Here is an 11,616-nt window from a genome sequence, read left to right as displayed (position 1 = left end):
TGTTTATAGCTAATGGACAATTCGTGAAAGGCAAAACTCCTTGAAAAAATTTAACAAAAGTTTTTGTAGGCATGCTTCAATTCTTCGTGAATAAAAAGGACGATTTTGGTTATTTTGCACCCATGTTTAAAAGAGTACTTTTTGTTTTTATTTTGTTCATTGCTTTGGTCTCCTGTTATGGTCCAAGTAGGGATTGTCAGGCATTTAAAACAGGGGAATTTTTATTCGATTATCAAATTGGGGATTCTCTGAAACAAGGGCGGTTTATACGAGGTGAAAATTTCAGTGTGGATTATTATGAGAACAAAGTTGATAGTGCATCCATTCGATGGATCAATGATTGTGAGTTTGTACTTCAGGACTTGAAGAGCAAAGTAGGCATCCACTATAAAATCATCAAAACGACCGATAGTTCTTACACCTTTGAATATAAAAATGCCGTTAAGGACCCTAATCGAAAAGTCGTCGTAAAAACTGGTACGGCAATCAGGTTAAGGTAAAAAGTTTAAACTCAAGTGCAAGAATCAAGTTCAAGTGCAAAATTTCAACAAAAGATTACCGGTTCCTTTTTAATTATTTTACCATTTCACAAACTAACTGTTTCACTATCTCACCAATACACTATTTCACCAATTCATTATTTTTTTAGGTTTACACAGGTTACGAATCCCATCATCCCGGATTTTATCAAATCAAATTCTTGAATTTTAAGCAGTTTTATCAATTGTTTGAAATTTTGCTGGATTCACACCGAATTTAATTAGTACATTGAAATTCCATTACGAAATTCATAAAATCAACCTTTTAAATAAAATGAAAAAATCAAGTAAACAAAATCAATCAATTAGCCGAAGAAGTTTTGTAAAGAAAAGTGCCATGGCCTCTTCCATATTCATTGTCCCAAGGAACGTTCTTGGAGGGCCTGGGTTCATAGCCCCAAGTGATCAGCTCAACTTAGCGGCCATTGGCTCTGGAGGTAAGGGATTTAGCGATATCACTAACGCATCAGTTAATGGTAGGGAACGTGTAGTGGCCCTTTGCGATGTAGATTTTTCCGGTTCTGCGTCCAAGGCTGTTGAAGCTTTTCCAAAAGCAAAACTTTACGATGACTTTAGGGTGATGCTTGATAAGAAAAAGAATATAGACGCAGTTACCATTTCGACCCCGGATCACGTACATGGACCTGCCGCCAAATATGCCATGGAAAGAGGTATCCATGTGTATGTTCAAAAGCCGATGACCCATAATATAAAGGAAGCCAGAAAGCTCACGCAAATGGCCAGGGAGAACAAAATTGTTAGCCAAATGGGTAATCAAGGTGGTTCCAATCCTCTATTGGGAATGGTCCAAAAATGGATAGACGACGATAAAATAGGTGCTATCAGCAAAGTACAGATTTGGACAAACCGACCTGTTTGGCCCCAGGGTATACAGATGCCCAAGGCCGATGCCAATCTAAAACCAAAGGATCTCAATTGGGACCTGTGGTTGGGACCCGCCGAAGAGCGACCTTATGTCCCTAACTTACATCCGTTCAATTGGCGCGGTTGGTGGGATTTTGGTACGGGTGCCTTAGGTGATGTAGGTTGTCATTTGGTGGATATTCCTTTTAGGACCCTAAACTTGAAGTACCCAACAGCAGCTGAGTGTAGTGTCGGTTCTGTTTATACACAGATGTGGACACCGGATTATTATCCAGAAGGATGCCCCCCCTCTTCGTTTATTACGCTAAATTTCGATGCAACCGAGAAAACAAAATCACCCATTGAAATGACATGGAGCGACGGCGGTATCAGACCGGCGCATCCAGATATCATTCCAGCAAATGATGACATTGGCGGCAAAAATAGTGCCAATGGCGTGCTGATTATTGGAGAAAAGGGAATCATATCCACCAATATCAATGATAGTTCCCCATTGATGCCAAAATTGTATCTGAACGATGGCACTACGGAATTTGGTCCTGAAGTGGAAGAAAATCTAGAGCCTGAGTATGGGCACCAACGCAAATGGGTAGACGCTTGCAAAGCGGGATTTGGAAGTGAGGAACACTTGGCCCTAACATCTTCCTTCGATTATGCGGGCCCAATGACGGAAACCGTACTTATGGGGAATCTCGCCATACGAAGCTACATGCTTAGAAAGGAGAATGAACAAGGCCAAATGGACTTCTATGCCCGCAAAAAATTATTATGGGACGGTGAAAATATGAGAATCACCAACTTGGAGGAAGCCAATCAATTTGTAGGTAGGACCTACAGGGATGGGTGGGAAGTATAGATTTTTGAACTATCAATTAGGTCTATTAAAGACAACCTCTGGGTTGGCGCTTTTATGTTCGTTAAAAAGACGCTGTTGTTGCTTTACCGTTAAGGTACTGCCATCATGGCTCCAACCTGGAGGTCCAAATATATACATGAACTTATGGGACCATTTGTCCGCTTTCTTCACATCGTTCCATATATCCTTGAACTCATGCGTTAAAATAACTAGGGGATTATAGGAATTTGGTGCGTGAATCACCCCGAATTTCACCTCTATATCATCATCCAATTCCTTCCAAGTCCCGAATATTTTATCAAATATGTTGAGGAACCCCCCGTGGTTTTTATCCAAATACTCTACATTCTGCGAATGGTGCACCTGATGCATCGTATGGGTATTGAAAATCTTTTCTATCCAACCCATTTTGGGTACATACTTACTGTGTAGCTGAAATTGCCAAAAAGATTCTATCGCCAAACAAAATATCACCACTTCCACAGGAAATCCTATGGCCGGCATCCACATATAGAAAAAAGGTTTGTACAATAAAGTGAACCATCCATTTCTAATGGCGGTACCCAAATTAAAATGATCCGAAGAATGATGCACAATGTGGGCTGCCCAAAGTATCCTAATTTCATGATTGGCCCTGTGGAACCAATAGTACGTAAAATCATCAGCCAGTTGGCACAGTAGGAAAATATACCATTCATAGCCAAAGGATTTATATCCCATGATATTCATTCTAACCCCATCCACCATAGGGTTGAATAGTTCATAGGTAAAATTGAAAACCACAATCAATACGGTAACCTTGATCAACGGACCCAGTATGGCGGATCCGATTCCCATCGCCCCGCTAGCCATTAAATCCTTCCAGACATATAAATCCTCGTCACCATGGGTGTGACTATAGGTAAGTTCCAATAATATGAAAGCAATAAAACAGGGTACTCCGTAAATGAGGGGGTTCGTTAAATCCATTTAATTCCGTGATTTCGCCAAATATAATTAGAAAAGGTTCTTATGAAGCCGAATTAAAATAATTCATTTCTATAAAACTATAAATAATTCAAAAAATTAGCGTTGCTGTTGATTTTTTAGGATGGTATTCTGCTCTTTCATTAAACTTTCCAAATTTGACAGCAGCTCGATGTTTTTTGGAGTCACCACCTCCGCATTGGCGGGATCTTCAGATTTTTCCTTGAACCTATTTATGAACTTGAGCATTACAAAGATGGTAAAGGCTATGATTCCGAAATCTAGGATAACTTCAATAAATTCCCCATAACCAATTGCTACTTCTTCCATGGCTTCAGTTGCTTCCCGTAAAATCCATTTCTTATTACTAAGATTAACATCATCTGTCATCAATGATAAAGGCGGCATAATGACCTTCTTGACCAAGGTATTTACCACTTCATTAAAGGCGGTACCAATGATGATACCAATGGCCATGTCTATCATATTGCCTTTAACTGCAAAATCCTTGAACTCTTTGAACAGACTTTTCATGTATTACCTAAATTAAAATAAAGTAGTTTGACCTTCACCCTGCTCGCCGTCCTTTTCATCACTGTCGTACTTACTTGTAGGCCCTGAGCCATCATTTCCATTTTCTTCTGGAGAAATATTTTCCTCATCCACCACTTCAATATCCTCGGCATCTTCGGGTTCCTTTTCCTCATAAGGCAGCGGATCCAACAGGTTGATATTTTTTACTTTCTCAGGTGTCAGTTGATTGCCCATAGCCTTGATTCCCTTAACTGCTATAAAATCCTCCAGTTCCACCCTCAGGTTTTCCTTTGGATCCTTGCCCCTGGGTTTGGGGAATTCAACTTCTACCACCGGAAGCCAATCGGTTGAAACGATTTCCAAATACGACTTTGAGTGATCAGTTATGAAGGTTTCCTCCTTATTTTCGTTTTCAACATGGAACCTTTTCACATAAAAACGTTCCTTTTCACCCTCCCAATAAATGGCCGAGATTGGTTTGTTGGGATTGTATTTTTCCAGAACGATCATATCCTCGTCAAAATGGGAAGTCAATACGGGCTGAATGGTCTTCACGACCCCTTTTTGTGTAATAATCAGCAAAAGGTCATCTCCCTTAAATTCCCCTATGAGTTCTCCCCTACCGTCAACATTCAATCTTCGGACGACATCATCAAACCAGATCTTTCTGGGTTTTAACGTTGAAACGCCCTTTTCCTTGAGCTCTATACGCTTCACGGAATATTTGGTCACCACATTCCCTTTGGAGCTTCTGCCTTTAATAAGTACATCGGCAAAATCGATATCCCACTTCAATTTTTTGATGCTTCCAGCTTGCCTCAGATTCACGGTAACCACTTCGGCTTCCCCATTAGGATTGGCTGAAAAATATAATACCTGTGAATTTGGGGTGCCTGCCGTCAAATCATAGCTTTTGTCCCTTGTAATGGAAGTGACATTGAACCTTTTAATATAGGAGGGGCCTCCTTTACCATCTTTATAAATCATGTTATAAATAGTGCGCTTGTCCTTTTTCTTAAAAACGGCTACGTGGATAATGTTCTTACCCACAAAAGTCTTGGCGTCTACCTTGGTTACCTGCATGGAACCATCCCTAGTAAATACTATGATATCGTCAATATCGCTGCAGTCCGTCACATATTCGTCGCGCTTTAATGAAGTCCCCACAAAACCTTCCTCCCTATTAACATAGAGCTTGGTATTTCTAATAACCACTTTTGTTGCCTCGATATCATCGAAAATGCGTATTTCGGATTTTCGCTCCTTGCCTTTACCATAGGTTTCCTTTAGGTTTTTAAAGTAGTCTATGGCAAATTCGACCAAATGTTCCAAATGGTGCTTTACTTGGGCGATTTTCTCCTCAAGGCTTTCCAAATGTTGTTGGGCCTTGTCCAAATCGAACTTGGAAATCCGTTTTATCCTGATTTCGGTCAGGCGAACGATATCCTCCTCGGTGACGGGACGCCTCAAATGCGTGGTATGGGGTTTTAAGCCTTTGTCAATGGCAGTGATGACGCCTTCCCAAGTTTCCTCTTCCTCGATATCCCGATAAATCCGATTTTCTATAAAGATTCTTTCAAGCGAAGCGAAGTGCCATTGTTCCTCCAACTCAGAAAGCTGGATTTCCAATTCCTGCCGCAACAGTTCTACCGTAGCATCCGTAGAACGTTTCAGCATTTCCGTTACTCCGATAAACAACGGTTTATTATCTTCAATAATACAGCCTAAAGGAGAAATGGAGGATTCGCAGGCAGTAAAAGCATACAGTGCATCTATGGTCTTATCGGGCGAAATCCCGGATGGCAGGTGGACCAAAATCTCTACTTCTGCAGCGGTATTGTCCTCGATTTTCTTGATCTTGATCTTCCCCTTATCATTCGCCTTCAGGATGGAATCGATTAACGTAGAGGTATTGGTTCCGTAAGGTATTTCATTGATAACCAGAGTATTTTTATCCAATTGGGAGATTCTGGCCCGCACCCGAATCTTCCCTCCACGTAATCCGTCATTGTAATTGCTTACATCGATAATCCCGGCGGTTGGAAAATCGGGAAACAACGTAAAACGCTTTCCTTTTAGGTGTTTTATGGAGGCATCTATCAGCTCGATGAAATTATGCGGCAGGATTTTGGTCGAAAGCCCCACAGCAATACCTTCCGCCCCTTGGGCCAACAAAAGCGGAAATTTTACCGGTAGGTTTACAGGTTCCTTTTTTCTACCGTCATAACTTAATTGCCACTCGGTGATCTTAGGACTGTAAACGACCTCCAAGGCAAATTTGGACAATCTGGCCTCTATGTATCTTGATGCTGCGGCACTATCTCCAGTAAGAATATTACCCCAGTTTCCTTGGGTATCGATCAATAGATCCTTTTGCCCCAATTGCACCATGGCATCGGCGATGCTGGCATCCCCGTGGGGGTGATACTGCATCGTATGGCCCACAACATTGGCGACTTTGTTGTACCTACCGTCATCCAATTCCTTGAGCGAATGCATGATTCGCCTTTGAACAGGCTTAAATCCGTCCTCAATGGCGGGAACGGCACGTTCCAAAATAACGTAGGAAGCATAGTCTAGAAACCAATCCTTGTACATTCCGGTAACCCTAGTTAGGGCCTCGGACGATTCGTCTTTGTTTGGTTGTTGACCTTCAGATAGATTATCGTTCTGACCGTCGTTCAAATCTTCATTTTCTTCCATTCAGAAGCAATCGTATTTCTAATTTATTTTTGATTTTCCTCCACAAGGTCAATCTCCACTTTTAAGTTTTCTATGATGAATTCCTGTCTATCCGGCGTATTTTTGCCCATGTAAAAATTCAGCAATTCTTCTATGGACATGGCCTTGTCCAACATTACCGGTTCCAACCGTATGTCGTCACCAATAAAATGTTGAAACTCATCGGGGGAAATTTCGCCCAAGCCCTTGAACCTCGTTATTTCAGGCTTGCCGGAAAGTTTTTGAATGGCCAATTGACGCTCCTCGTCACTATAGCAATATATTGTCTCTTTCTTGTTCCGAACCCTGAACAACGGGGTTTGGAGAATGTACAGATGATTTTCCTTGATCAATTCGGGAAAAAACTGCAGGAAAAAAGTGATGAGCAATAACCTAATGTGCATTCCGTCCACATCGGCATCGGTAGCGATTACAATATTGTTATACCGAAGGTCCTCCATGGATTCCTCGATATTCAGTGCAGCTTGAAGCAAGTTGAACTCCTCGTTCTCATAAACGATTTTTTTGGACATGCCGTAGGAATTCAATGGCTTGCCACGAAGACTGAAAACTGCCTGGGTATTTACGTCCCGGGATTTTGTTATAGAACCGGAAGCCGAATCCCCCTCCGTAATAAATAGGGTGCTTTCCAACCTTCGCTCATTTTTCATGTCCCCCAGATGCACCCTGCAATCCCGTAATTTTTTATTGTGTAGGCTGGCTTTTTTGGCTCGGTCCCTGGCCAATTTTCGAATTCCGGAAAGTTCCTTCCGTTCCTTCTCCGCCATAATAATCTTACGCTGGAGTTTATCAGCGGTCTCGGGATTTTTGTGTAGATAATTATCCAACTGCGTACCTAAAAAGTCGTTTATATAGGTTCTAACCGTTGGAAAATCGCCCCCCATTTCCGTGGAGCCCAATTTCGTTTTGGTCTGACTTTCAAAGACGGGTTCCATCACCTTGATGGAGATTGCCGAAATAATCGATTTGCGCACATCCGAGGCATCATAGTTCTTCCCATAGAAATCACGAATCGTCTTTACAATGGCTTCCCTAAAAGCCGCTTGGTGGGTACCTCCTTGGGTGGTGTGCTGTCCGTTGACAAAGGAATGGTATTCCTCGCTGTACTGGGTCTTGCTATGTGTAATCGCGACCTCAATATCATCCCCTTTCAAATGGATAACGGGGTACAACATGTCATCCATATTGTTATTGTCCTCCAATAAATCCTTTAGCCCATTTTCCGAATGGAATTTCTCCCCATTAAAAACGATGGTCAACCCCGGATTTAGGTACACGTAATTTTTGAGCATGCGCTCCACATACTCGTTTCGGTACTTGTAATTTTTGAAAATACTTTCGTCCGGAACGAAAGTAACCTTGGTTCCCTTTCTTTTTGAAGTAACCTCAGGGCCTTCCTCCTTATCCAAATTCCCAAAACTGAATTGTGCGGTCTTGACCTGATTGTCCCTTGAGGACTGCACCTCAAAAAAACTGGATAGGGCGTTTACAGCCTTTGTACCGACACCGTTAAGTCCTACGGATTTCTTGAATGCCCGACTGTCATACTTACCGCCGGTGTTCATTTTGGAAACAACGTCCACCACCTTTCCCAAAGGTATGCCCCTACCGTAATCCCTCACTTTCACGGTTTTGTCCTTAATAGTAATCTCAATGGTCTTTCCGGCGCCCATAACGAACTCATCAATACAGTTATCGATAACTTCCTTGAGCAGAATATAGATTCCGTCGTCTGCCGAAGAGCCGTCCCCCAATTTTCCTATGTACATCCCAGGCCGCAATCGGATGTGTTCTTTCCAGTCGAGCGAGCGTATGTTATCTTCTGTATACTGAGATTCTTGGGACATTTAACTAAAATTTATGAAAGTGTGGCTAAAGATAGCATGACTCGCATAAAGATAAAACCCCTTAACAGTAAAGTAATTAACAATAGATGGCCCCGTATTGTTGATATAGTAGCTACCTGTCCTCCAAAGGGAAAATTATAAAGCCCATGATTTTCAACATGCCCACAATCCAATTTTTTATCCTGAAATGTGATGTATTGGTGTAAATTGAAGTATTCATATTGAGTAGAACAGCCAATGAAACCAATTTAAAGCAAGTTTTATAAAAAGGGATTCCCCGTTTTGGAGTTAGGTGGCCTATACGTTGAATCTAAAGTGCATTACATCGCCATCCTTAACGATATATTCCTTGCCTTCCACACGCATTTTACCTGCTTCCTTCACCTTGGCCTCACTGCCGAATTTTACATAATCGTCAAAGGCGATTACTTCGGCGCGGATGAAACCTTTTTCAAAGTCGGTATGAATGACTCCGGCTGCTTGGGGAGCCGTCGCTCCTACTGGAATAGTCCAAGCACGCACCTCCTTTACACCGGCGGTAAAGTAGGTTTCAAGATTTAGGAGTCGGTATGCACCCCGTATCAATTTTGCAGATCCCGGCTCTTTCAAACCTAGGTCTTCCAGGAACATTTGCCGTTCTTCGTACGTCTCTAACTCGGTTATATCGGCCTCTGTACCTACGGCCAAAAAAATCACTTCGGCATTTTCGTTGGCAACTGCCTCCTTTACCTTTTCTACGTAGGCATTTCCTGTGGATGCCGACTCCTCATCCACATTGCACACATACATTACGGGCTTGTCTGTTATGAACTGTAGTGGTTTCACGAATTCCGTCCTATCTTCTTTGGATATTTCGATGGCCCTAACTGAAACCCCGGATTCCAGGCCATTTTTAATCACCATTAAAACCGCCTCTTCCTTTTGTGCTTCCTTATTTCCTGTTTTGGCCGCTCTTTTTACCTTGTCCAATTTTTTGTCCACCGTCTCCAAATCCTTTAATTGAAGTTCCATGTCAATGGTTTCCTTATCCCGGATCGGATTTACACTTCCATCAACATGGACGATGTTGTCGTTATCAAAACATCTTAATACGTGTAGGATAGCATCGGTCTCACGGATATTTCCCAAAAACTGGTTTCCCAAACCTTCACCCTTGCTGGCTCCTTTTACCAAACCGGCAATGTCCACAATCTCCACGGTCGCAGGCACCACACGTTCCGGTTTTACCAACTCCTCCAGTTTTTCCAACCGTGTGTCAGGGACGTTTACCACACCAATATTGGGCTCTATGGTACAAAACGGAAAATTGGCACTTTGTGCCTTCGCGTTGGACAAACAATTAAATAGGGTCGATTTTCCCACATTGGGCAATCCTACGATTCCTGCTTTCATTATTTTAAAAGTTAGATACTAGATACTAAATATTAGATGATAGACTTTTATTTCGGGGCGCAAAGATAGCTTTTACGCTGTTATTATTCCTATGAAACCCACATAGAGGGATTTGTTATGGTAAGTAAAATACCTTCACAAAAGGAAATGCTTAAAAATCAAGCTATTAACCTAAATTTTAAACGCATGAAATAAAAAAACCCGAACGAGGTTCGGGAAAAGTCTATTTTCTACTTTTTGGAAGCAAAGCGGTCCATTCGCTAACCTTCCGGATGCATGAAAGCCTGTTTCGCCAACAGGATCTCCTCTGATTCCACGTGGTCCTCATCGGGCACACAACAATCCACAGGACATACGGCCGCGCATTGTGGCTCTTCATGAAAGCCCATACATTCCGTACACTTATCGGGTGCAATGTAATAGACTTCATCGCTAATAGGTTCTTGGGCATCCTCTGCGTTCACGGCCTTACCATTGGGCAAAACCACGTCTCCCTTCAATGACGTGCCATCGCCATAGCGCCATTCATCAGCTCCTTCATAAATAGCTGTATTGGGGCATTCCGGCTCGCAGGCCCCACAATTAATACATTCATCCGTAATTATAATTGCCATAATTCAATTTTATATTTAATCCCGATACGAAAATTAATACCGACTTAACGTAGTAACATTCGGCTCTTTTTAAATTCAGAGTCTTATTTTTGCACAAAAGTAAACCCTAGTAAATTTGTATACAAATATAATGGCAGAACAACCAGAAACCATAAAAGCTTTTGTTAAACTCGGAGAATTTTTGGGTGATTTTTGCCAATTTACCAAAGGGAACAATGAAATTAAAGGAGACCAGGCAACTTGGTTCCAAGAACTGGAGGCCGTGGTAGATAGAGCTACCAGTCATAACGGCTGGTTCACTGAGGCGAACATCCTATTCGCCTTTGAACAGTGGTCCAACGCGTTGCAAGCCGATAACTTACAAAAATGGCTAGATCGGTATGATATTCAAAATTCGAGTCCCTTAACAGTTGCCATCATTATGGCCGGAAACATTCCCTTGGTAGGGTTCCATGATTTTTTATCCGTGCTGGTAACCGGAAACCGCGCCTTGGTAAAGTTATCCAGCAACGATAGGCTTTTGCTACCCTTTTTGGCAGAATATCTGGTATCGGTTGCGCCCTTACTTTCAGACCGTATTTCATTTTCAGATGAAATCCTGACCGATTATGATGTGGTCATCGCTACGGGAAGCAACAATACCGCCCGCTATTTTGAGTATTATTTCGGCAAAAAACCGAACATTATCCGAAGAAACAGAAATTCGGTTGCAATAATCCAGGGCGACGAAACACCCGAAACACTTTCGCTATTAGGTGAGGATATTTTCCTGTATTATGGCTTAGGATGTAGAAGCGTATCCAAAATCTTTGTCCCCCATGGGTTCGATTTTGACCGGCTCTACAAAGCCATTTATCCCATTAATCCTATTATACACGAGAATAAATACGCCAACAACTATGATTACAACAAGGCCGTGTACCTTATGAGCGAATTCAAGTTTTTGGACAACGGTTTCCTACTATTGAAGGAAGATGACGGCTATGCCTCTCCCATTGCGACTCTTTTTTACGAATATTATGAAACTTGGGAGTCTCTAGAAACTACCTTGACGAGGGATGCCGATAAAATCCAGTGCATCGTTTCTTCCAAACCCCGTCCAGGCCATATCGCCTTTGGAGAATCCCAAAAACCCGCACTCTGGGATTATGCGGATGGAGTGGATACTGTTGAATTCCTGTTAAAAACATCCCTCAAGAATTAAATCCATCTTTATCTTAAATCAATAGAAATTTCTGACC

Annotated in this window: 9 protein-coding genes; 3 read left to right on the top strand and 6 right to left on the bottom strand. The window is 42.0% G+C overall.

Features of this window, described 5'->3' with window-relative positions; all coding sequences use genetic code 11:
- The first annotated feature begins 71 nt into the window (after window positions 1–71).
- Together PP181_RS09240 and PP181_RS09235 are read left to right on the top strand one after the other, a co-directional pair.
- On the top strand, window positions 72–500 hold the full coding sequence (locus PP181_RS09240; RefSeq protein WP_246160898.1) for a hypothetical protein: 429 nt from the start codon (window positions 72–74) through the stop codon (window positions 498–500).
- Window positions 501–813: 313 nt separating this feature from the next.
- Window positions 814–2,280, top strand: coding sequence for a Gfo/Idh/MocA family protein (locus PP181_RS09235; protein ID WP_272636861.1), 1,467 nt, complete (start codon window positions 814–816; stop codon window positions 2,278–2,280).
- A gap of 12 nt (window positions 2,281–2,292) precedes the next feature.
- On the opposite strand, the gene PP181_RS09230 is transcribed toward PP181_RS09235, so the two are convergent.
- The 6 genes from PP181_RS09230 to PP181_RS09205 all read right to left on the bottom strand — a co-directional run bounded on the left by PP181_RS09230 (window position 2,293) and on the right by PP181_RS09205 (window position 10,375).
- Window positions 2,293–3,249 (bottom strand): sterol desaturase family protein, encoded by a 957-nt coding sequence (locus tag PP181_RS09230; protein ID WP_154919495.1) that lies wholly within the window; start codon window positions 3,247–3,249, stop codon window positions 2,293–2,295.
- A gap of 96 nt (window positions 3,250–3,345) precedes the next feature.
- A complete protein-coding gene (gene mscL / locus PP181_RS09225) occupies window positions 3,346–3,780 on the bottom strand; it encodes a large-conductance mechanosensitive channel protein MscL (protein ID WP_138258112.1) in 435 nt (144 codons plus the stop codon).
- Between the two features lie 12 nt (window positions 3,781–3,792).
- On the bottom strand, window positions 3,793–6,483 hold the full coding sequence (locus tag PP181_RS09220; protein WP_272636860.1) for a DNA gyrase/topoisomerase IV subunit A: 2,691 nt from the start codon (window positions 6,481–6,483) through the stop codon (window positions 3,793–3,795).
- 23 nt (window positions 6,484–6,506) lie between these two features.
- Window positions 6,507–8,369: a DNA topoisomerase IV subunit B gene (locus tag PP181_RS09215; protein WP_272636859.1), complete on the bottom strand. Its 1,863-nt coding sequence runs from the start codon at window positions 8,367–8,369 to the stop codon at window positions 6,507–6,509.
- A gap of 297 nt (window positions 8,370–8,666) precedes the next feature.
- Window positions 8,667–9,761 (bottom strand): redox-regulated ATPase YchF, encoded by a 1,095-nt coding sequence (ychF, locus tag PP181_RS09210; protein ID WP_272636858.1) that lies wholly within the window; start codon window positions 9,759–9,761, stop codon window positions 8,667–8,669.
- Window positions 9,762–10,021: 260 nt separating this feature from the next.
- Window positions 10,022–10,375 carry a 4Fe-4S dicluster domain-containing protein gene (locus PP181_RS09205; protein ID WP_154919502.1) on the bottom strand — a complete coding sequence of 118 codons (354 nt, stop codon included), beginning with the start codon at window positions 10,373–10,375 and terminating at the stop codon, window positions 10,022–10,024.
- Between the two features lie 130 nt (window positions 10,376–10,505).
- Here PP181_RS09205 and PP181_RS09200 point away from each other — a divergent pair, with 130 nt between their 5' ends.
- Window positions 10,506–11,579: an acyl-CoA reductase gene (locus PP181_RS09200; RefSeq protein WP_272636857.1), complete on the top strand. Its 1,074-nt coding sequence runs from the start codon at window positions 10,506–10,508 to the stop codon at window positions 11,577–11,579.
- The last annotated feature ends 37 nt before the right edge of the window (window positions 11,580–11,616 follow it).

The organism is Maribacter sp. PR66, assembly GCF_028464205.1.
Lineage (GTDB): Bacteria > Bacteroidota > Bacteroidia > Flavobacteriales > Flavobacteriaceae > Maribacter > Maribacter flavus.
This window is presented reverse-complemented; position numbering and strand designations above follow the sequence as displayed.

Excerpts from the sequence above, each read along its gene's own strand:
- ychF (WP_272636858.1), bottom strand. The coding sequence starts at position 9,761 with ATGAAAGCAGGAATCGTAGGATTGCCCAATGTGGGAAAATCGACCCTA.
- PP181_RS09235 (WP_272636861.1), top strand. The coding sequence starts at position 814 with ATGAAAAAATCAAGTAAACAAAATCAATCAATTAGCCGAAGAAGTTTT.
- PP181_RS09240 (WP_246160898.1), top strand. The coding sequence starts at position 72 with ATGCTTCAATTCTTCGTGAATAAAAAGGACGATTTTGGTTATTTTGCA.
- PP181_RS09220 (WP_272636860.1), bottom strand. The coding sequence starts at position 6,483 with ATGGAAGAAAATGAAGATTTGAACGACGGTCAGAACGATAATCTATCT.
- PP181_RS09200 (WP_272636857.1), top strand. The coding sequence starts at position 10,506 with ATGGCAGAACAACCAGAAACCATAAAAGCTTTTGTTAAACTCGGAGAA.
- mscL (WP_138258112.1), bottom strand. The coding sequence starts at position 3,780 with ATGAAAAGTCTGTTCAAAGAGTTCAAGGATTTTGCAGTTAAAGGCAAT.
- PP181_RS09205 (WP_154919502.1), bottom strand. The coding sequence starts at position 10,375 with ATGGCAATTATAATTACGGATGAATGTATTAATTGTGGGGCCTGCGAG.
- PP181_RS09230 (WP_154919495.1), bottom strand. The coding sequence starts at position 3,249 with ATGGATTTAACGAACCCCCTCATTTACGGAGTACCCTGTTTTATTGCT.
- PP181_RS09215 (WP_272636859.1), bottom strand. The coding sequence starts at position 8,369 with ATGTCCCAAGAATCTCAGTATACAGAAGATAACATACGCTCGCTCGAC.